Origin of the sequence: Oerskovia sp. Root22, assembly GCF_001429135.1 — a bacterium.
GTDB classification, from domain to species: Bacteria; Actinomycetota; Actinomycetes; order Actinomycetales; family Cellulomonadaceae; genus Oerskovia; species Oerskovia enterophila.
Genome location: NZ_LMIL01000007.1, coordinates 345350 through 365812 on the forward strand (window position 1 = coordinate 345350; position 20463 = coordinate 365812).

At 68.6% G+C, this 20463-nt stretch carries 28 protein-coding genes; 24 read left to right on the top strand and 4 right to left on the bottom strand.

What is annotated here, in order from left to right:
• The first annotated feature begins 227 nt into the window (after positions 1–227).
• The 7 genes from ASE15_RS06400 (at position 228) to ASE15_RS06430 (ending at position 3808) form a co-directional block, all read left to right on the top strand.
• Complete coding sequence (locus ASE15_RS06400; RefSeq protein WP_056762233.1) at positions 228–1010, top strand: phage antirepressor KilAC domain-containing protein; 783 nt, start codon at positions 228–230, stop codon at positions 1008–1010.
• Entirely contained in the window at positions 1007–1228 is a 222-nt protein-coding gene (locus ASE15_RS06405; protein ID WP_056762235.1) for a helix-turn-helix domain-containing protein, read from the top strand. Before ASE15_RS06400 ends, ASE15_RS06405 begins: the two co-directional genes overlap by 4 nt.
• Entirely contained in the window at positions 1225–1587 is a 363-nt protein-coding gene (locus ASE15_RS06410) for a hypothetical protein (RefSeq protein WP_056762236.1), read from the top strand. The genes ASE15_RS06405 and ASE15_RS06410 overlap by 4 nt, the downstream gene beginning before the upstream one ends.
• Complete coding sequence (locus tag ASE15_RS06415; RefSeq protein ID WP_056762238.1) at positions 1584–1856, top strand: hypothetical protein; 273 nt, start codon at positions 1584–1586, stop codon at positions 1854–1856. Before ASE15_RS06410 ends, ASE15_RS06415 begins: the two co-directional genes overlap by 4 nt.
• Positions 1853–2077 (top strand): hypothetical protein, encoded by a 225-nt coding sequence (locus ASE15_RS06420; protein WP_056762240.1) that lies wholly within the window; start codon positions 1853–1855, stop codon positions 2075–2077. The genes ASE15_RS06415 and ASE15_RS06420 overlap by 4 nt, the downstream gene beginning before the upstream one ends.
• 109 nt (positions 2078–2186) lie before the next feature.
• Entirely contained in the window at positions 2187–2999 is an 813-nt protein-coding gene (locus tag ASE15_RS06425; RefSeq protein WP_056762242.1) for a PD-(D/E)XK nuclease-like domain-containing protein, read from the top strand.
• Positions 2996–3808, top strand: a complete 813-nt coding sequence (locus tag ASE15_RS06430) for a hypothetical protein (protein WP_056762244.1) — start codon at positions 2996–2998, stop codon at positions 3806–3808. Before ASE15_RS06425 ends, ASE15_RS06430 begins: the two co-directional genes overlap by 4 nt.
• Before the next feature lie 5 nt (positions 3809–3813).
• On the opposite strand, the gene ASE15_RS06435 is transcribed toward ASE15_RS06430, so the two are convergent.
• Both ASE15_RS06435 and ASE15_RS06440 read right to left on the bottom strand, forming a co-directional pair.
• Complete coding sequence (locus ASE15_RS06435) at positions 3814–4758, bottom strand: HNH endonuclease (protein WP_056762246.1); 945 nt, start codon at positions 4756–4758, stop codon at positions 3814–3816.
• A 3-nt stretch (positions 4759–4761) separates the two neighbouring features.
• Positions 4762–5133, bottom strand: coding sequence for a nucleotide pyrophosphohydrolase (locus ASE15_RS06440; RefSeq protein WP_056762249.1), 372 nt, complete (start codon positions 5131–5133; stop codon positions 4762–4764).
• 68 nt (positions 5134–5201) lie between these two features.
• On the opposite strand from ASE15_RS06440, the gene ASE15_RS20290 reads away from it, so the two are divergent.
• The 11 genes from ASE15_RS20290 to ASE15_RS06505 all read left to right on the top strand — a co-directional run bounded on the left by ASE15_RS20290 (position 5202) and on the right by ASE15_RS06505 (position 10418).
• On the top strand, positions 5202–6446 hold the full coding sequence (locus tag ASE15_RS20290; protein ID WP_200960518.1) for a DNA cytosine methyltransferase: 1245 nt from the start codon (positions 5202–5204) through the stop codon (positions 6444–6446).
• Positions 6443–6787, top strand: coding sequence for a WhiB family transcriptional regulator (locus ASE15_RS06460; RefSeq protein ID WP_056762259.1), 345 nt, complete (start codon positions 6443–6445; stop codon positions 6785–6787). The genes ASE15_RS20290 and ASE15_RS06460 overlap by 4 nt, the downstream gene beginning before the upstream one ends.
• 32 nt (positions 6788–6819) lie before the next feature.
• Positions 6820–7089 (top strand): hypothetical protein, encoded by a 270-nt coding sequence (locus tag ASE15_RS06465; protein WP_157277156.1) that lies wholly within the window; start codon positions 6820–6822, stop codon positions 7087–7089.
• 223 nt (positions 7090–7312) lie between these two features.
• On the top strand, positions 7313–7558 hold the full coding sequence (locus ASE15_RS06470) for a hypothetical protein (RefSeq protein ID WP_157277157.1): 246 nt from the start codon (positions 7313–7315) through the stop codon (positions 7556–7558).
• A 223-nt stretch (positions 7559–7781) separates the two neighbouring features.
• On the top strand, positions 7782–8216 hold the full coding sequence (locus ASE15_RS06475) for a hypothetical protein (RefSeq protein WP_056762266.1): 435 nt from the start codon (positions 7782–7784) through the stop codon (positions 8214–8216).
• On the top strand, positions 8213–8770 hold the full coding sequence (locus ASE15_RS06480) for a hypothetical protein (RefSeq protein ID WP_056762268.1): 558 nt from the start codon (positions 8213–8215) through the stop codon (positions 8768–8770). Before ASE15_RS06475 ends, ASE15_RS06480 begins: the two co-directional genes overlap by 4 nt.
• Positions 8767–9009: a hypothetical protein gene (locus tag ASE15_RS06485; protein WP_056762270.1), complete on the top strand. Its 243-nt coding sequence runs from the start codon at positions 8767–8769 to the stop codon at positions 9007–9009. Before ASE15_RS06480 ends, ASE15_RS06485 begins: the two co-directional genes overlap by 4 nt.
• Positions 9006–9227: a hypothetical protein gene (locus ASE15_RS06490; RefSeq protein ID WP_056762272.1), complete on the top strand. Its 222-nt coding sequence runs from the start codon at positions 9006–9008 to the stop codon at positions 9225–9227. The genes ASE15_RS06485 and ASE15_RS06490 overlap by 4 nt, the downstream gene beginning before the upstream one ends.
• Positions 9224–9787, top strand: coding sequence for a hypothetical protein (locus ASE15_RS06495; protein WP_056762274.1), 564 nt, complete (start codon positions 9224–9226; stop codon positions 9785–9787). Before ASE15_RS06490 ends, ASE15_RS06495 begins: the two co-directional genes overlap by 4 nt.
• The gene (locus tag ASE15_RS06500; protein WP_056762276.1) at positions 9784–10119 is read left to right on the top strand and encodes a hypothetical protein; all 336 of its coding nucleotides are present in this window, start codon (positions 9784–9786) and stop codon (positions 10117–10119) included. Before ASE15_RS06495 ends, ASE15_RS06500 begins: the two co-directional genes overlap by 4 nt.
• Entirely contained in the window at positions 10116–10418 is a 303-nt protein-coding gene (locus tag ASE15_RS06505) for a hypothetical protein (protein WP_056762279.1), read from the top strand. The genes ASE15_RS06500 and ASE15_RS06505 overlap by 4 nt, the downstream gene beginning before the upstream one ends.
• 908 nt (positions 10419–11326) lie before the next feature.
• On the opposite strand, the gene ASE15_RS20295 is transcribed toward ASE15_RS06505, so the two are convergent.
• Positions 11327–12229, bottom strand: a complete 903-nt coding sequence (locus ASE15_RS20295) for a serine protease (protein WP_082618256.1) — start codon at positions 12227–12229, stop codon at positions 11327–11329.
• Between the two features lie 106 nt (positions 12230–12335).
• Complete coding sequence (locus ASE15_RS06510; RefSeq protein ID WP_157277158.1) at positions 12336–12968, bottom strand: hypothetical protein; 633 nt, start codon at positions 12966–12968, stop codon at positions 12336–12338.
• A gap of 112 nt (positions 12969–13080) precedes the next feature.
• Here ASE15_RS06510 and ASE15_RS06515 point away from each other — a divergent pair, with 112 nt between their 5' ends.
• From ASE15_RS06515 to ASE15_RS06540, 6 genes are all read left to right on the top strand, one after another.
• Entirely contained in the window at positions 13081–13986 is a 906-nt protein-coding gene (locus ASE15_RS06515; RefSeq protein ID WP_157277159.1) for a hypothetical protein, read from the top strand.
• Between the two features lie 43 nt (positions 13987–14029).
• Positions 14030–14566, top strand: coding sequence for a hypothetical protein (locus ASE15_RS06520; RefSeq protein ID WP_056762285.1), 537 nt, complete (start codon positions 14030–14032; stop codon positions 14564–14566).
• A 910-nt stretch (positions 14567–15476) separates the two neighbouring features.
• Positions 15477–16088, top strand: coding sequence for a hypothetical protein (locus ASE15_RS06525; RefSeq protein ID WP_157277160.1), 612 nt, complete (start codon positions 15477–15479; stop codon positions 16086–16088).
• Entirely contained in the window at positions 16085–17770 is a 1686-nt protein-coding gene (locus tag ASE15_RS06530; RefSeq protein WP_056762289.1) for a hypothetical protein, read from the top strand. Before ASE15_RS06525 ends, ASE15_RS06530 begins: the two co-directional genes overlap by 4 nt.
• A gap of 2 nt (positions 17771–17772) precedes the next feature.
• A complete protein-coding gene (locus ASE15_RS06535; protein ID WP_056762291.1) occupies positions 17773–19155 on the top strand; it encodes a phage portal protein in 1383 nt (460 codons plus the stop codon).
• Positions 19155–20459 (top strand): hypothetical protein, encoded by a 1305-nt coding sequence (locus tag ASE15_RS06540; protein WP_056762293.1) that lies wholly within the window; start codon positions 19155–19157, stop codon positions 20457–20459. Before ASE15_RS06535 ends, ASE15_RS06540 begins: the two co-directional genes overlap by 1 nt.
• Positions 20460–20463: the final 4 nt, after the last annotated feature.

Below are 20463 nucleotides of genomic sequence, written 5' to 3' on the forward strand. Positions count from 1 at the left end.
GCATGAGTGCAGATATCCCGGGACGACAACCGTCCTACGCGGCCCGGGAAGCACGCCGAGAGGGAGCAGCCGTGGACGCGGCGGGCCCCGGCAGGGAACGGAACTCATGTGTGGATGCGCAGCCAGCCGGTAGGTCCCGGCGTGGAGCTGCGTGCATCACCCCAGACATGACAGCGCCCCCGCTCCGACCAAGGAATCACGGGGGCACCACCCAAGGAGATGGTCTCATGACCGACATCACCCCGTTCGACTTCGACGGCCAGACCGTCCGGGTCGTCACCACCGACGGCGAGCCGTGGTTTGTGCTCGCCGATCTCTGCGCAGTGCTGGACATCGCGAACCCCCGCAACGCCTCGGCACGCCTCGCCCCCGACATGAAGGGTGTCCGCCCGATGGACACCCCTGGCGGATCCCAGAACCTCACCGTCGTCTCCGAGGCTGGCATGTACGAGGTCGTCATCCGCTCCGACAAGCCGGACGCCGTCCGCTTCCGCCGCTGGATCACCTCCGACGTCCTGCCGACGATCCGCAAGACGGGGGTATACGGCACGCCGGCACTCACGGGCCCGGCACTCATGGCCGCGGCACTCATCGAGGCGCAGGCGACTCTCGCTGCAACGGCCGAGCAGGTCGCCGCGCTCACCCCGCGTGCAGAGGCGTTCGACGCGTTCCTCTCGACGTCGGGCGACCTCAGCGTGAACGAGGCCGCGAAGATCCTGAGCCGCGACCATGGCATCCTCACGGGCGAGAAGCGCCTGCGGGACTGGATGCAGGCCAACGGCTGGATCTACCGCAACGAGGGTAACGAGCCCCGCGCTTACCAGCGCCGCATCGACCAGGGGGCACTCGCCGAGCGCGCGCGCTGGCACCACCACCCCGAGACCGGCGAGCGCGTCATCGACACCCCGCAGGTCCGAGTCACGGCCAAGGGTGTCGAGGCGCTCGCCAAGTCGCTCACCAAGGTCGTCGATCAGGGCGAGCTCGACGTCACGGGTGGTGACGCGGCGTGAGTGACCTGACCACCCGCGACGCGGCAGTCGAACTCCAGGCGTCGACCGAGACCGTGCGCAACCTCATCGCCGACGGCAGCTTGCCCGGCGCGTACCGGCTCCGTGGCGACCAGGGCCCCTGGCGTATCCCGCCGGCGTCGATCGAGGCCCACCGCGAGAACCAGAAGAACAGAGACCCCTGGGCGCGCACGCGCCCTACGCGAAGGAGCGTCCGATGAACCCCCTGAACCTCTTCCGTCGTCGACGTCTCGCCCCCCTCCCAGTGCAGGCGCTCGAGGCCCTGTCCTCCCCCGCTCTCCCCCGCCGGGTCCCGGCCTTGTTCTTCGGCGCCGGTTCGACGGCCACCACCGAGGATGAGGCGCTGGTGATCGCGTCGGGCGCTCTCCGTCAGCACGGGCCCCGCGAGGCTGTCGCGGTGCTCGAGGGCTTCGTGTCTCGCGAGCTCGCAGCCATCCCGGAGCGGGAGCAGGTCATCCAGGACCCATCGCTGCCCTACGACGACGTCGAGATGGAGGCGTTCGCGCCAGGATCGCTCGCAGACCAGGCCGAGGCGTGGCTCGCGGACGGTGCGCGATGACCGCCGCGACGGACCGATTCCGACCACTGCTCGCGACGCTCCCGCCCGGCCTCGCCGACCAGATCGAGCGTGCGGCCGCCGAGTGCGTCTCGGCCGCACCGGAGGGCGAGGTCGTCTACGCCGCCTGCTGGTGCGACGACGACGCCCACACCTTCGCGGACTACGTCCAGTGGCGCCAGAGCATCGAGCGCGCGCGCCGCGACCGGGACGACTCCCCATACCCCGCCCACCTCATCCGCCGCATCACCGTCACGGAGGCAGTCGCATGACGACCCTCGAGCAGCACGAGCAGGCGGTGCTCGTCCGGCAGCGCGACGACGCGATCGACAACGCCAAGGCGCTCGCTCCGGTCGCCCAGGCCGCGGTGAACCTCCTCCGGGCGCACTACGAGGATCCGACCGGCGGCGCCGAGTACCAGGCCGCATGGACCGACTGGCGCGACACCACGGCCGCGTACATCGAGGAGTACGGGGCCGAGGTGGACGCGTGAGCGCCGCCTGGGCCGACGCCGTTGGCACCGCCGTCTGCCTCGTCTTCCTCTTCGTCTCGGCGTGGTGGGCAGGGCGCATCGACGAGCGCCGCAAGAAGGAGGGGCGGAAGTGATCGAGACCGGCATCCACTACGACGTCCCCGAGCTCGAGTACCACGCACTCCCGGGACTGTCCTCGACGGGCGTGAAGGCCATGCTCGACAGCCCGGCACGCTACCAGCACTCGCTCGCACATCGGGTCGAGAAGACCGCCTTCGACCTGGGGCATGCCGTGCACGGCATGGTGCTCGGCACCGGACTCGACCTCGTGCGGGTCGATGCCGAGGAGTGGCGCACGAACGCCGTCAAGGAGGAGGTCGCGGCCATCCGTGCCGCAGGCGGCGTGCCGCTCAAGCCTTCGCAGTACGACACCGCAACAGCCATGGCCGAGAAGGTGAAGGCCCACCCGGACGCCGGCCGCCTGTTCGCTGGCGGGCGCCCCGAGGTGTCGCTCATCTGGGACGACCTCGAGACCGGCGTTCGCTGCCGCGGGCGCCTCGACTACCTGCACGAGGCCGCGGGCGTCGTCGTCGACCTCAAGACCGCGCGCTCCGCGGACCCTCGCGAGTTCGCCCGGACTGCGGCGAACCTCGGCTACGACGTCCAGGCCGCGCACTACCTCGACGGCCTCACCCAGGCAGGCGGCACCGCCACTCGCTTCCTGCACGTCCTCGTCGAGACCGAGGCACCCCACCTCGTGTCCGTCGTAGAGCTCGACGTCGACTACTTCGCGATCGGCCGCGCCAAGACGCGCGCCGCGATCGACCTCTACGCCCGCTGCCTCGAGCGCGGCGAGTGGCCCGGATACCCGACCGGCATCACTCGCATCGCACCGCCGCGCTGGCACTTCGCACCCGACCTCATCGAGGAGTACGCATCATGACCGACCTCGTCACCACCTCCCAGACGCTCCCTCTCGCCGAGCAGTGGCGCTTCGCCGAGACCGTCTCCGCCTCGTCGATCCTCCCGCGTGCCTACCGCGACGATCCGGGCGCCGTCCTGGTCGCCGTGAACCTGGGCGCTGCGATGGGCCTCGCGCCCGCCGAGTCGCTGTACCGCATCCACGTTATCGAGGGGAAGCCGTCGGCGTCCGCCGAGCTCATCGCGGCGAACGTCCGCAGGGCCGGCCACCGGCTGCGCGTCCAAGGCGACGACCAGAGCGCTCGCGCCGAGATCGTCCGCGCCGACGACCCCGACTTCGTCTACGCCGCCACCTGGACGATCGAGAAGGCCCGCGCCGCCGGTCTGTCCACGAAGGACGTCTGGAAGAAGTACGCGTCCGCGATGCTCAAGGCCCGCGCGATCACCGAGTGCGCGCGCACTGCATGCCCCGAGGCGCTCTACGGCGTGACGTACACCGAGGAGGAGGCACGCGAGGCGACCCCCGCCGAGCCCGCGCGTCGCGAGTCCGCGGCCGATGTCCTCGCCGCCGGCGAGCTCGCGCCCGACGCCACCGAGCCGAAGAACACCCCGGACCAGCTCAAGGCTCTGCACGCGTCGTTCGGAGAGTTCGGGATCGCAACGCGTGACGACGGCCTGGCCTACGCCTCGCAGGTCGTCGGCCGAGTCGTCGGCTCCACGAAGGAGCTCACGAAGTTCGAGGCGTCCGCGGTGATCGACAACCTCAAGCGCGACATCGCGAACCTGCCCGTCGCCGAGGTCGAGCCCGAGGCTGACGAGGTCGCGTCGTGAGCGCCCTACCGGATGCTGGCGAAGTTCTCGCGGTGGTAGGTCGCGTGCGCCCAGTCGATGACGTGCCGACTGTCTGTACGCAGCGGTCCGACAAGCTCCTGCCCCTCGGTGCGGTAGACGTTGCCGTCCTCGAGGTACAGGGCCCCGCCATCGAACAGAACGTGGTCGTTGGGGCACAGGCACAGAAGGTTGGACGGCGTATCGGGTCCAGCGTGACCTGCGCCGAGTGCGCGGATGTGCGCACCTTCGGAGTACCGGCCCTTCGGCACCGAGAGAACGATGCCGCAAATCTGGCACTGGTCGCCGTGGAGGTCCTTCACCCATCGGGCAACGGCACCGTCGCGGACGATGCGCTGGGTCGTCACGGTCGTCTTCGTCGGCGCGGTCGCCCCCGTGGGGGCACTCCCAAGCGTGCTTCCGACGCCTGGGACGCTGGGAAGATTCGCCCCTTCGGCTACAGCATCACCGAAGAACTCGGCCTCAAGGTCGGTCGCGACGGCGAGGCTTCGGAACGGGTAGTCGGGGCCCTTCCCCAGCATCAGGCGAGCCTCGGCGTAGGGGATCATCACGTCCTCGAAACCGACGATGCTGTAGACGAAGGCGTAGCTGCCCTTCTCGGCATCGGGCGCCCAGAGAGTGTCGGCAAAGGCAGCGTTCTTGATCACGGCGCCGATCACTCCGACACCGCGGACGTGGTTGGACGCGGTGAAGACGACCGCAGAGCCGGTCCCGGTCTTCTTCAGGTAGTCCTCTCGCCAAGCCTCGTCAAAGGTGCCCCAGAACCGCGCGCGGCCGTCAGGGTGCAACGCCAGAAGTTCCTCCCTCTGCTCGGGCGTCAGAAGCTGGGACCGGTCTCCGGTCATGAACTCGACGGTCTGGCCGAGCGTCTTCGCCCAGTTGACCTTGCCTCGCGCAGCGCCACCCGAGGGATGGATGAGAACAGCTACCACGTGTCACTCCTGCAGATCTCGAAGCACGTCGTGCTTCTGGTTAGTACCGCGCGCAAGGTGCACGGGGTAGCGGCTCTCGTTGCGATCGATCTTCTCGTGCGCGGCCCTAGCGAGGTCGATGCCGAGCGTGTCGGCGAGCCGGACCAGGTAGATGAACACGTCAGCCATCTCATCCTTGATCCGCGCTGCTTCGTCGCCTCGAGCACCGACAGCGTCTACCACCTCCGCATCGGTGAGCCACTGCATCTCTGCGAGCAGTTCTCCGACTTCGCCAGCCAGCGCCATTGCGAGGTTCTTCGGCGTGTGGAACTGCTGCCAGTCCCGAGCGTCCGCGAACTGCCGGACGCGCTCCGTCAGGTCTCCGATGTCGCTCACGGTCAGGACAGTAGCGGGTTCTACCGACACGAGAGCGCGGTGGCCGCATGAGGCCCAGGATCGGCGCTTTGTTCGCCGGGTACGGGGGGCTCGACCTGGCCGTTGAAGAGGCCTTCGGCGCGACGACCGCATGGGTGTCCGAGGTCGACAAAGGCCCCTCGAAGATCCTCGCCGCCCGCTTCCCCCATGCCCCGAATCACGGCGACGTCACCAAGATCAACTGGGCCGACGTCGACCCCGTCGACATCATCACGGGCGGCTCCCCCTGCCAAGACCTGTCCCACGCCGGGAAGCGTGCAGGCATGAAGGCCGGCACCCGATCCGGCCTGTGGGCGTCCATGTGCGACGCCATCGAAACCATCCGACCCCACTTCGTCGTGTGGGAGAACGTGAGAGGAGCACTCAGTGCCGAAGCGACCGCTGGCGACGTGGAGTCCTGCGAGTTCTGCATGGATGACCGAGGAGGCCCATCTCTGCGGGCACTCGGCCGTGTTCTCGGAGACCTGGCCGAGCTCGGGTACGACGCGGCGTGGTGTGGCCTACGCGCTGCCGACGTGGGAGCCCCCCACGGTCGCTTCCGAGTCTTCGTCCTCGCCTGGGACACCACCCGTCCCACCGGGCTGGACGGGCGACCCGCTGTTCCGGACGCCGACGGCACAGCTCGCGGTGAACGGCGGTTCGCAGCACCCGGACAAGCGCAAGGCGGGCGGTCACGGGCCGACGCTAGCCGACGAGGTGGAGCACCTGCTCCCGACCTGACGCTCCTCCCAACCCCGGTCGTGAACGACATGGGCCGCGCCTACACCCCCGAGACCTGGGACGAGTGGACCACGCGACTCAAGGCGTCCCACGGCAACGGCAACGGGCACGGTGCGAGCTTGTCGATCGAGGCCCTGCGCATGCTGCCCACTCCCGAGGCTTCACGCGCGGGAGGCACCGCGGCGGCGCACCTCGAGCGGAAGCGGAAGGCCGACGGTTCCACTCGCACGCAGGTCACCAACCTCGACGTGCTCGCCAACGACCCGCGCTCAGACTTCGGCGCCTACGCCCCCGCGATCGAGCGCTGGGAACGCGTCTTCGGGCGCCCGGCCCCGTCGCCCACCGAACCCACAGGCAAGGGCGGGGCGCAGCGCCTGTCACCCCGGTTCGTCGAGTGGCTCATGGGCCTCCCCGACGGCTGGGTCACCGACACCGACATCACCCGCAACGAACAACTCAAGGCGCTCGGCAACGGAGTTGTGCCACAGCAGGCAGCCGCCGCCATCCGCCACATGCTCCACACCATCAACTTTGCCGAGGAGGCAGTCGCATGACCAACCTGCGCGCCCAGACCATGACCCGCCCAGCGAACCCGCTCGCGACCCGTGAGCCTGAGGACTGGCGTCTCGACGCGAAGTGCCGCGACTGGGACCACGCGCTGCAGGGCGACCCGTGGCACCCGGACTCGGATCTCCCGGGCGCCTACGACGACGCCCGCAGGATCTGCGCCGGCTGCCCGGTCGCGGCGGCCTGCCTCCAGGCGGCGGCCGACGCGGAGTCCAGCAGCTACGGAGCCCTGCGCTTCGGGATGTACGGCGGCACGACGCCGGCCGAGCGCTCGGCAGCCCTCCGCAAGGAGCAGCGCAACCGCGCCGCTCGGAGGGCCGCGGCGTGAGGCGGGCGCCGTCGGTCGAGGACTACGCGCGGATGTCGCAGCAGTCCCGCGACACGGCGTACCGCCTGCTGGTCGCCGAGCAGGAGACGTACCAGTCGCGGCTCGACGTCCTGGCCGAGCGCGCCCGCCGCGCGCAGGTCACGGAAGACCCAGACGCCACACGCGCCGCGGCACGTTGCCTCAAGCCGATCTACGAGCGCCGCCACGGCGATACCCCCACCCTGCAGGCCGCACGTCGCGACGCCCTGCAGACCGAACCCGACGGCGCCGAGTCCCGGCGCCGAGAAGCGAGAGCAGCATGACCACCCACACCTGCCGATGCGGGGCCACGTTCACCGCGGACCCCGCCGGCCGACTCCGCCACCAGATGCTCCACGGCCACCGCCCCACCGAACTCGTCGCCCCGCCACCGAGGGAGGCGGCGTGACATGGGGGAAGGTCGACGACAAGCTGCACTCGGCGATCAAGTGGCGCGGCGCGTCGAAGGGCGCACGGGCACTCTGGGCGACCGGACTCTCATGGTGCATGGACCAGCTCACGGACGGGTTCGTGCCGAAGGAGATGCTCAAGCACCTCGACGGGACACCTGCGGAAGTCACGTCCCTGGTACGCGTCGGCCTGTGGGAAGAGGTCGACGGCGGGTGGCTCTTCCACGACTGGCTGGACTACCAACCGTCGCGCGATCAGGTGCTCGCCGAGCGCGCTGCGGCCTCCGAACGTCAGCGAAAGGCGCGCGAGAGGGCGAAGGCGAAACGCGAGGCCGAGCCGTGAACGGAAACGGCACGATCGGCGGAATCCCGCGCGAAAGTCGCTCCTGTCACGCCGTGACTCACGCGTATGTCACGCGTGAGTCACGGCAGCAGTCACGGTCCCCCCGACCCGACCCGACCCGACCCGTCCTTAGTCTTTCGGCTCACCTCCGTTTAGGACGTGGAGACCAAGTCCAAATCGTCACCTACGTACCGCGCGAGCGGCACGACGGATTGGCCTTGGGATGCTGACCCGAACCGAGGTCGAGCGCCTGGCCGCAGCCGCTAACGCGCTGCGACCCGACTGGCCCCTGCGATCGCTCTGCACGTTCCTCGAGCGAGACCACGCCCACCGCGCCTACCGCGACGTCGCCGTCGCCCTCGCATGGGTAGCGACCGACCCGAAGACCCAGACCCCGAAGCGCATGAACGAGCTCGGGCCCTGGTGGCAGGCCGTCGCTGGCACCGAGTCCGTCGGCGGCCGGTACACGCCCTGCGACATCGAGGGCGACGCCCACAGGTCCTTCCCCAAGGGCAACTGCTCGGCGTGCAGGGCCGATCAGCTCGCACGAGAGACAGACACCCCACCCACCCCGGTCCAGCCCCTCACAGGGGCGTACAGCACCGGCGCCAACCTCGTCCGGCAAGCCGCCGGACTCCCGATCAAGGAGCACCCGTGACCATCGCCCAGTCCGTGTCGACCGAGTGGGTCGAGGCCCTGCCCGTCGGCACCGCACTCCACTGCACTGCCGCGCACGACCGCGCCGTCCTCGCGATCAAGGTCGGCAACGCCCAGACCCACGGCCGCGACGTCTGGCAGACCACCGACGGCGCCACCGTCACCTCGTTCACAATCAGCATCGCCAACCCGCGCCGCCTCGAGCCAGCCGCCAACGCGGAGGAGGACGAGCCGTCCGACGAGGCGCTCGGTCGCATCCTGGACGCGGTCAACGCGCACCGCGCCGCCCCCGCGCCGCTGACGTTCGCCACCCCGATGGACTTCGAGGAGCACCTGACCGTCGCCATGGAGGACGCCAGCCTCGCGTCGGTCCTGATCCGCGACGCCTACGACCGCCCGTGGATCGTCACCTGGGACGAGGACGGTGATCCGTTCGTTATCTCCTACCCCGAGGAGAGCGACGAAGGCACGATGCCCGCCGCCGCGACCTACCACGGTCGCCTCGGACTCCCCACCTACCCCGTCCGCATCGTCACCGAGGAGACGCGAGCATGAGCACCCCAGCCCCCCTCACCGCCACCCAGCTCGAGACGCTCCCCGTGCGCAGCGCCGTGCTCTGCACCACCGACCGCGGCCGCGCGTTCCTCGCGCTCAAGATCGACCAGGGGACCGGGCGGCACAACCCGTCGCGCTGGAACACGACCGACGGCCCCGCGACGACCGTGCAGATCGCCGCGCACAACCCCGTGCACCTCGTGCCAGCCACCGACACGACCGAGGAGGCCGGAGCGTGAGCCGCCTCGCCGGCCACGAGCTCTGGTGGGAAGGCGCACCCCACACTGCCAAGGGCCAGCTCATCTACCGCGGCCACATCACCACCGGCGGAACCGGCCACGGGAAGTGCTCCTGCGGAGCCCTCTCCCCCGAGCTCCCGTCCGGCACCCAGCGCCGCGCATGGCACCGCGAGCACAAGGCCCAGATCACCCGCGACCAGGCCGGGGAGACCCGATGACCTCACCGAAGCCCACGACACCGGCCGACCCCAACGATCTGCGCACCGCCCTCACCAAGCTCGCGGACGACGCGGAGGAGTACGGGCCGGGAGCCTGGGTCGCGGGCGAGATTCGCACCCTGCTCGCCGCACACCCGGCACCCGAGACGGACGGGGTGTGCGGGAACTGCCTGGGGCACGGCGTGGAGACCTGCGCGGCGCACCCCGCCCCGGCGTCCGACACCCTCGACGACGACAGCGACCTCCCGTGGTCCGACACGGAAGAGTGCGGATGTGAGACGCACGAGGGTGCCCCCGACACCGGACGCGAGGACGATGAGCTCGTGGAGGCCGTGGCCCGAACGCTGTCACGGTCGGAACACCCCGGCGTTCAGGCGTACATCGACGCCCGCGCCGTCCTGGCCGCGCTCCTTGCCCCGCCCGTGGTGGACGAGACGGAGATCGCGGCGCGAGCGATCGAGGTCCTGGCCGAGGAGACGCGCCGGATGCCGTCTGACTGGACGAAGTTGCGCACGTGGATGCGTGACTACGCCGCCCGCCTGAGAGGAGCAACCCGATGACCGCCCCTGACTACGTGGCCGAGGTCGCTGGACTGCTCGGTGAGCACCGCCAATGCGGCGTTCGCGCCCAGCGCATGACGTGCGGCATGCCCTTGCCCGAGCCGCACGGTGACGCGACGTTCTGGGGGTCTCATCAGGCGGAGGTGTTGGCTGTTGCTGGCCTGATCCCCACGAGCGTCGAGACGAAGGTGCACTACCCGTGCGCCGACGACCTCGACGATGACTGCTGCGGATTCAGGACCCGGATCGGCCCGCGCGGGGCACAGCACCGACCCTGCGAGCACGCGACAACCCAGACCCGCGCCGTGACCAACTGGAAGGACGCAACATGACCACCGGCGACCTGATCCGACGCGCGAGGGAGGCGGCACGTGATATCCACGGAGAAGCCGCCTCCCTCCTGTTCGAGCTGGCCGACGAAGTAGACCGACTGCGGGATGAAGCTGACCGGTTCCGCACCCTCTGGGACCGCCACGGCAAGAACAACCTCCTCGCCGAGAGGGATGCGGCACGGGCAGCACTCGGGCGCGTGACCGAGCTGCTCACCCTCTGGGCGCGCCTCGCCTCCCAGCAGGCCAACCTAGGCGACGTAGTACACGACCTCACCCGAGCCCTCGAAGGGGAGTCATGACCCGCTTCGAGCCGATGCAGATCGTCGACATCATCGACGCCCAGCTTGCCACCTCGCTTGGAGCACCCTCACAGCACCGCGCACCTTCCCAGGGAATCTCTCAAACAGTCCGCGCCATCTGGTGCGAGCCTTCCCGCACCTCGCTCCTCGACGGAATCGTCGGACTTCACGCTCCTTGTCCCTCGCCCGTCGCACCGGCTCATACCCACGGCGTCGCCACCAGCGTCCGGCCGAATCGCGGAAAACTACCTCAAGTTCGATACCTGGCTGTCCTGACGGATAGTGGGGGTTCGAACAGCACAGCTCCACCACCCGCTCGGATCGAGGACTCACCGGTCCGCTCGTCACCTCGAAGTCCCACGGAATGCCTGGCCCGGTCCGACCGAGCGCACGCACGAACGCCGGACCGAACACCTCGTCACTGCCGTTCTGGACCGCCGCCGTAGCGAGCCCGGCAGGCTCTAGGAGTAGCTGACGCGTGACCGGGGGTGCCCCAGAGTTGAGTGGCACCCTCGGGACATCTCCACCACCGATGCCAGCCCCATGTGCAAGTAACGGTGCCACTTCTCTGGGCCCGAAAAAGTGTAGGTCGCGCAGTTCGACGTGGACCAGACGCGCTTGAGCCCAGCGTCGCGTCCGCACGTCACGCGAGTACGCGACCGCCGCCACGAGAAACGCCGCTGTGGTCCCGATCGCAGCGATCCAATCCGGCCACGAACCCGGTTGGATCCTGGCGATGAAGTCGCTCATGGATTCGAACATGCCCGACAACCTACAGTTCCAGAGGGGACGAACGTGCGCACTAGTCAAGGTTGGCCCCGCAACCTTGGCAGACCGGCCCGCAACTCAAGATTGCGCATCGGTGCCTGAGATCACGTCCAAACATCTGATCTCAGGCATCGGTCGTACTAGGAGTCCCTCTCGGCCTCAGCAACGATCTCATCCGCCGGTGACGGTGAAGCCCCATCGACGACCGGGGCCACACTCGGAAGACGCGTGAGTCCATGCTTCGACAGAAGCCCATCAATGGTCTCAAGCACGCACGAGGCCTTGTAAACGACTCCCAGATCGATCGGCTCATTGAATCGTGCAATCGGTGTCGCTGTGACAACTTCGACGGTTCCCTCCAGTATACGAGTATGCACGGCCGCCAATACCCCTAGGAAAATCACCCGAGTACCTATCGTCACATTCCCCGAGCGCCCCGTCACGGTTCCTCGATCTAGAATGAAGACCGGACTCCCGCTCGATCCTGGGAATACCGAAGCGTCGATGAGGAACTGGGGGCGCCCGTTGTAGTCGACACGAATCGGCGTTGCCGTCCATCCACGTCTAGCGATCGGAAGCAGATTTACCCGATCAAACAGCCCGCTTGGATATCCGATAAACAGGACCCCTTCCATCGCATCCAGGTCATCCTCATCATTCAAGGTTAGTTCAGGTGTAATCGACTTGAAGTACAACTCCTCACCCTGCTGAGCCATTGCCTCGATGATCCTAGCGAGCGGTATGACCGCAACATCGATGTCCTCCTCGCGGTGCCCAACCCATGAGTCGACCGTGAGACCCATGAGGATCGGCGATGCACCGACCCCCATCATGGGGCGATCGCCGGCTGCGCGCATGAAGTTTATCTTGAGGCGCTCTGCACCTCGAAGCACATGCTTATTAGTGACGAGCACCTGCACGGCACCGTCCGCCGTATTCACAGAATAGATAAAGCCTGTGCCCGTCCAGCTTCCACCAGGCCCATCCGCCTCGAGGCGGACAGGATTGAAGAACAACTTCTCGGCAATTGTCTCTACTAGCATTTTGGCCCCTTTGCACGATTCCTTGAAACAATTGTGTAGCAACAACAGCCACACGGCCTTCCGAGCACCTCGGCGACGGACATGCCATCCCTTGGCAACGCGTCGGTCACTGTTTGACCCACGACCCACAGTCGGACGATTCGAAGTCCTGCCCCGCTGAGAGCGTGACGGAGAGATTGCCCTGCGTGGCGTAGTCGTTGGAGAGGATGTCGTCCCCGTTCGACCCAGTACGCGTGATCGCCCAGTAGCAGCGGGTGCTCGTCACGGCATCCTTGACCCGGTAGGCCCCAGGCTCGATGTCGACTCCAACCGTCCACCGGCCCGGTGCGATCGTGTTTGCCGCGACCTGCGCCTCGGCGCCCGACACCGCAGTCTCTCGTTCATCAAGCGCCTTATCGCGCTCGTCGAGCTCAACGCTCCGCACGACGTTCGCCTGCGCCTTCTCCGCAGCCTCTGCGATCTGTAGACGTGCCTCTTCTTTCGTGTCGTCGATCAGGTCGTCGAGTTCGTCGGCCTGAGCCTGCGCCTCGTCGCGCTCGATCAGGAGGGCCTGGAACTCGGCGCTGGCTGTCGGGTCCGACTGGCTCGCCACGATGCCTACGGCCGCACCGAGCGCGAGCCCAATAACGCCGACAGCCGCTGGGATCGCCCACGGCTTCCGGAGGATCGACGCCTTCGCAGGTGGCGGTGGTGGCGGGACGTCGCTGCCGGGCAGCGGTACGGCGGATTCCTCGGGCATGGCGCCCCCTTTCAGCATGGTGCGCTGACCGTAGCGCCCGAGACGCGCGTACCGGTTCGATCCGCAGGGAATTCACCCACAATGGCTGCGGGCTGAGACCGAACATCTCGCCTTGAAGCTCGCGCGCCAGGTCCGTACCATCGATCGCCCTACTGGAGGCGAGACCAGCATGGACGCGCAGACTGCTCTGGATGCACGAACCGATCTCCTATGGATCGTTGAACGATGGCCCCGGCTCCAGGCCAGACTCCATGGCGGCGGTGGCAACGCGCTGACCGGGATGCCGTCCGGATCGAACGAGGCCCCGCTCCCCATCGACGTTGGGGTCTCGGACCTCATGCGCGAAATCGAGGACCAAGCGAGGTTCTACGCCGCGGTCCTGCTCGACGAGGTCCCACCCGAGCATGGCTGCGACGGACAATGCGTGGAGACCTGGCTCGCTGTGGCGGCCGAAGCCACCAAGGCGGTCCAGCACACCCCGCCCGCACCGAGCTCGTGGGACTGCCCCGAACGGCGCGCGCCCATCACGACGTCCGCCATGCCCGCGCTGCTCGGACAGGTCGCCGAGCGGTACGGGCACTTCACGGCGGACGAGCGCGAGGCCCTCGACTTCTGCGACGAGGCACACGACTTCCGCGAGCGGGTGCGCAGGACGCTCGAGCGGCCCGCTCCCCCGACCTACGTCGGGCCCTGCCCAGCGCGCGGGACCGAAGGGGACGGATGCGCTGGGGAGCTCTACCTTCGCGAGGGGCGCGAGCGCGGGACCTGCCGCGAGTGCGGCACCGAGTTCACGCGCGACGAGCAGCTCGACTACGTCAGCGACGCGCTTGAGGAGCGGCTCATGACGCCCGCCGAGATCGTGCGCGCCCTCAAGATCGTCGGGCACGAGGTCAAGCCCGGCACCGTCTTCAAGTGGGTGCAGCGCGGCAGGCTCGAGGAAGCCGTCGACGGACTGTACCGACTCGCCGACGCACTCGACCTCGCCGAGCGGCCCGTGCGTGGGAAGGTGGCGGCATGACGGCGCGACCCGCCCTCATCGATCGCCTGGCACACTCTGTGCCATGGGATCCGCATGGGCCATCGTCCTCGCCGCCGCTGTAGGCGCACTCTCCGCCTTGATCACGAACTGGTTTGACCGTGCGCTTCAGCGTCGCGACCTAGAGCGGCAGGGCGTGGAACAGCGTCGACAGTTTCTCCGGGAGAATCTCATTGAGTTCGTGGAGTTCGGGCGCGCCCGCGGGACTGCCGTTCACAAACTGGCCACCGAAGCACTCAGGGGCTTCGACCCATTCCACGCGGCTGTCTCGGGAGCAATCGGGACCGAGCACCGGGAGGCGAGTGACCGATTCCGCGTCGCGTTGGCGAAGATCCGGCTAACCGTCTCAGATGGAGACGTGGAGGAGGCGATCACGCGCGTGAAGAAGGCCGATTCAATCCTAAGCGGAGCAACAGGCCTCCTCTCGGATCGCATGCTGAATCAGACTGACCCCTTGCCGGCCATCGGAGCGATCTTGTCCGCGATTGGCGACCTGAATGACACGTTCGACGAACTCATCGAGTCTGCCCGCGCTCGCCTCGCGGACCCGATCGAGACGTAGACGGACATCGACCACGTCACAGCACCATGACAATCGTGTTTGTCCCAGAGCCGTGACATCTCGTCGCCTTGCGAACGACGTTCTGTCCACCTAACCTGTGCTTAGGTGGGTTTCACCCATCAGCAGACAAGGCCCCGAGGTTCGCCACGGGGCCTTTCGCATGCCCGCACTCGCCTGCGGGCCGCCCGATCCATCCCGGTACAGGTCTCTGGGTCGGGCACACACACTCCCTGACGGAGCCGACGGGACCCCGCGACCCACGGTCGAGACCAGCGCGGAGAGCGACCCAGGCCCGTCAGGGTGTACTGCCTGGGAGGTGGGTGGGATGCCCCGAGGCTGGTCCCCCTGCTCCCGCTGTCCCGACGTCGCACCGCCTGGTCGCTCGACCTGCGACGCGTGCCGAGCCGAGGCTGACCGGGCACGCCGACCAGCGGGCAACCCCTACTCCACCAAGGGTCACCGCCGCTTCCGAGAGGACGTGCTGGCCCGCGACCCGCGGTGCGTGTGCACTGGCGACTGCGGTGCACACGCTGGCCTCTGTGCCGCATGCTCGACCGTCGCTGACCACCACCCAGTCGAGCGTGTCGACCTAGTGGCCATGGGTCAAGACCCCAACGAGCCGGACCACGGGCGCGGCGTCTGCGCTCCATGCCACGACCGCAAGACAGCCCGCACCAAGCCCGCAGGCTGGGCCGCCCGCTGAGTGTCCGAACCGGACCTCGGCGGCACCCCGAACCGGACATTCGAGGCGGGGGGACCCCCCTGAGGACCACCTTGCCGGAACCGCCGGAGAGGGGGATTTTTCTCTGTACGGGTTCCGGGACTCCTGGTGGTGAACACACTTCGACGCTCGACGGAAGGTCGGGCGTCACTTTCGTAGGCCGCGCAAGGCGGTGAAGAGGTGATCGTCATGCCGGGTCCTGCTCCGAAGCACCCGTCCACTCGTGCTCGCCGCAACGACCCGAAGAAGGGCTTCACCTCGCTGCCCGCTGGCGGCCGGCTGGGTGCGATCCCGCCGTGGCCGCTGCGTCCCAACCCGTTCATGACGGCCCAACTCGAGACCGCGCGCGATCGCGTGGCCTCGCTGCAGGTCGAGCTCGAGGCGGCCGAAGACGGGCGCGCTCGTGGCCGGCTCCGGCGCGAGCTGAGCAAGAACGAGATGACCGTCGCCACGCTGAGTCTGCAGATCGAGCAGGCGACTGACGACGAGGTCGCCCTCTGGGACGACTTGTGGCGGACCCCGCAGGCCACGGTCTGGGAGGACTCGCACTCGAGCCGAGAGGTTGCTCAGTACGTCCGGTGGAAGGTGCTCGCCGAGCAGGGCGACCTCAAGGCTGCCGCCGAGGCGCGCCAGCTCTCCGACCGCCTCGGCCTGAACCCGCTGGCCCTCACGCGCCTCCACCTGGAGATCGAGCGCGCCGACGAGGCCGAGACGCGCGGCGAGCAGCGTCGCAAGAAGGCCACCCCACCCACGGACAACAAGCCGAAGGGTGACCCGCGCGGCACTCTTCGGGCTGTGTGACTACCTTCATCGTCCCGTCGTTCGACGAGGAACCCTGGCCGTCTCTCGGTGGTCCGATCTGCGACCTGATCGAGGAGCGTGCGGTCTTCGGGCCCGGCTCCCTCAAGGGTGAGCCTGCACGGCTGGACGACGAGAAGCGCGCCGCGATCTGGAAGGCCTACGAGGTCTACCCTCGCGGCCACGAGCTCGCGGGGCGCCGGCGCTTTCGGCGCGTGCGGATCTCGTGGCGCAAGGGCACGGCCAAGACCGAGTTCGGCGGCTGGGTCGCGTTCGTCGAGCTGCACAGCGAGGGGCCGGTCCGGTTCGACGGCTGGGACGCGGACGGCAACCCCGTCGGGCGCCCGGTCCGCGACCCGTACATCCCGCTCCTGGCAACCACGCAGGAACAGGTCATGGAACTCGCCTACGGCGTCCTCTACACGGTCTGCACCGAGGGGCCCGACGCCGACCTGTTCGACTCCTCGCTCGAGCGGATCATCCGACTGGGCGAGCGTGGCGCGGACGGCAAGGCTGTCCCCTTGGCCGGTTCGCCGAACGCCCGAGACGGCGCTCGGACCACGTTCCAGTACTACGACGAGACGCACCGCCTGAACTCCCCCACGGCCCTGTCGGCCTACGAGGCGATGGAAGCGAACCTCCCCAAGCGTCCGCTCGACGACCCCTGGTCGCTGGGCACCACGACCGCGGGTGAGCCTGGCAAGGGCAGCGTCGCAGAGAAGGACAAGGACGAGGCCGAGCTCATCAGCAAGGGTGAGGTCGACGAGCCCGAGCTCTTCTACTTCCACCGCGAGGCCGGGACGCACGATCCGACCACCGGCAAGGAGTACGACCTCTCGGTCATGGCCGATCGCATCGAGGCCATCCGGGAGGCGTCTGGCCCATCGGTTGCCGCCTGGTCGGACCTGCGCGGCATCGCCAAGCAGTGGGACCGGCCCCGTGCCGATCCGCGCTACCTCGAGCGGACCTGGCTGAACCGGTGGACGCAGGCCGAGGCCCAAGCGTTCGACGCTCGCCGCTGGAAGGACGAGCTCGCGAAGGTCGGCGCAACGATCCCGCGCCGGGTACGCCGCAAGGTGACGCTCGGCTTCGACGGCTCGCGCTGGAAGGACACGACGGGCCTCGTCGTGACCGACATCGAGACCGGGCTGCAGCAGAAGTTCGGCCTGTGGATCCCGGACTACGCCGACGAGTCGCCCGACGGCACCCCTGAGGTGCGGGTCCACGAGGTCAACGAGGGCGTCGACGAAGCGTTCAAGGTCTTCGACGTCGTGCGCATGTACCTCGACCCGGCACAGGGCTGGGACGAGCAGGGCGCGACCTGGGCCGGGAAGTACGGTCCCAAGAAGGTGCTGTTCTTCTACACCGACTCGCGCAACCTGCGCCGCACCGCCGAGATGTGCCGGTCCTACGCCGGCGCGATCAAGGCGGGCGAGGTCACGAACGACGGCGACGAGGACCTCGCGTCGCACATCGCCAACGCGCAGAAGCGCGAGATCAAGATGGTCGACGACGAGGGCCAGCCCCTGTGGGTCATGTCCAAGGAGCGTCACGACTCGCTCAACAAGATCGACCTCGCGATGGCGGGCGGCCTGTCCTGGCAGGCGCGCCTGGACGCGATCGCGTCCGGCGTCTCGACCTCGCCCACCTACTTCTACACCGCATCGACCACTCGCCGGAGGTGAGAATGGACTCCGCCGAGATCCTGCGTCTTGCGACGCTCATGGCCGACAAGATCCGGGCCCGGCGCCCCGACATCGTCTCGAACGTGGCGTACTTCAAGGGCACCGAAGGGCGCATGCGGTTCGCGTCCGACGAGTTCCGCGACTACTTCGCTGACCGGTTCTCCGGGTTCTCGGACAACTGGTGCATGCCTGTGGCACAGGCCCCGATCGAGCGCATCCACCAGCTCGGCATCCGGCTCGACGGCAGCACCACTGCCGATGTGGAGTCGGCCCGCATGTGGGAGCGCAACGAGGCGGACCGCGGGCTGTCCGAGGCGCTGATGATGATGACGGTCGCGAAGCGCTCGTTCGGCATGGTCTCGCCGTCGCCGGTCGGGGCCCGCGTCACGTTCGAGCACCCCGACTCCGCGTGCGTGATCTACGACGCGGCCACTCGCCAGCGCCGCGCCGGCATGGTCGTGTGGCAGGACGAGAATTTCGAGTACTCGGAGTTCCAGACCCCGCAGTACATCATCCCGCTCAAGCGCCCCCGCTTCATCCAGGAGAGCGGCGACAAGCACGTCGCGCCGAACGCCGACGGCTGGGCGTTCGACCAGGCCCGCGAGCTCAAGGCGAACCCCCTGGGCGCGGTCCCGCTCGTCGAGTTCCGCAACCAGGCGCTCCTCGACGACGAGCCCATGAGCGACATCGCTGGCGTCAAGCCGATCCAGGACACGATCAACCTGGTCTGGGCGTACCTGCTCAACGGGCTCGACACCGCGTCCCTGCCCGCGCGCATCATCAAGGGCATCGACGTCCCCAAGGAGCCGATCCTCGACCAGGACGGGCAGATCATCGGCGAGAGGCCGATCGAGCTCGACCGCCTGATCCGTGACCGCGTCATCTTCATCCCCGGTGAGGGTGACGTGGCCGAGTGGACCGCGGGCAACCTCGAGGTCTTCTCCAAGGTCATCGGTCACGCCGTCGAGCACGTCGTGGCACAGACCCGCACCCCGGCGCACTACCTGATCGCCGCGTCATCGAACACGCCCGCGACCGGGTACGAGCTCGCGGAGGCCGGCCTGGTCTCCAAGGCCGCCGAGCGGATCTCCTACGCCAACCCCTCGGTGCGCGAGATCTACCGGCTCGCGGCGATCGCCGAGGGGCAGGCGGAGCGCGCGGCGCAGATCGCCGTCGGGAAGGTCCTGTGGAAGAAGCCCCAGTACCGGTCCGAGCAGCAGCTCATGGACGGGCTGCAGAAGATGCGGACCGCGGGCTTCCCGTTCCAGTGGATCGCCGAGGAGTACGGCCTCTCGCCCTCGGAGGTGGACCGCGTGATGGAGATGAAGCGTACCGAGGAGCGCGACGCGACGATGGAGCAGGTCGCACGTGACCTGGCGATCTGATGGTCACGATCCCGCAGGCCACCCAGGACCACTACCGGCGGATGCAGCGCCTGCAGATCCTCGCGCTGCGCGCCTCGCGCCGCTCCTGGACCCGCGTTGACTGGCGCCACCTCTCGCCGTCGTGGGCGCCCCTGGTGGCTCGCGAGCTCGAGCCGCTCATGTCCGGGATCCAGGTGCAGGCCGCTGCATCCGGGGCGTCCTACGGCGCCCTGACACTCGCCGAGCAGGGGTCCTGGGTCGCACCCGAGGCGTTCGTTGACCCGCGAGCCTTCGGCGGGTACGCCGCTGACGGGCGCTCGCTCGACGGCCTGCTCTTCTCGCCCATCACGAGCGTGAAGACGTGGATCGCCGACGGACGCTCGGCCTCCGAGGCGCTCGCCATGGGCGGCCGGGCGCTCGACACGATCGTGCGCACGGTCGTCGCTGACGCCGGGCGCCAGGCCGCGGGGATCGACACGGCCTCACGCAAGAGCGTCGGGTACGTGCGGATGCTCAACCCGCCCTCGTGCTCGCGCTGCATCGTCCTCGCCGGTCGGCTCTACCGCTGGAACACTGGCTTCCGCCGGCACCCGCGCTGCGACTGTGTGCACGTCCAGTCCGCCGCCGGATCCACGCAGGCCGCGCTCGACGAGGGTCTCATCTCCGACCCCTACGAGTACTTCCAGGGCCTGCCGAAAGACGAGCAGAACAAGATCTTCGGCGAGCACGAGGCAGCCGCGATCCGCGACGGCGGCGACATCTTCCAGGTCATCAACTCCAAGCGCGGCCGACAGGGCGCCTTCACCACCGAGGGCACCGGGCGTCGCGGCAACGCGTCGACCGTCCTGCGGCCCGGTCAGCGACGCATGACGCCCGAGACGATCTACCGCCTCAACCCGAACCGCGAGGACGCCCTCAAGGCGCTGCGCGACCAGGGCTACATCCTCCCCGGCGGCCAGGTCCCCACGGGCTCGCTACAGGGCCGCGTGGAGGGCTTCGGGCAGATGGGCGGCGGCGGGACACGCAAGGCCGCATCCGCCGCCGTCGAGGAGGCGCGCAGGACGGGCGTCCGTGACCCGCGGTCCCGCTACACGATGACCGCCGCCGAGCGGCGTCTGAATGACGCCGAGCGGCGCTACCAGATGGTCCTCGAGGGCCGGAACCCGTTTGCCTCCCCCGGCTTCGGGAACACCCCCGACCCTCAAGGGCTGGGCCTGAACACGGTCGGCGCATCGCGCGGACCCCTCACCCCACAGATCGCCGCCATGGTCGAGACCGACTACCGGCGCTGGCTCGCCACCGGCGGCCAGAAGTTCGCTGCCTGACGCC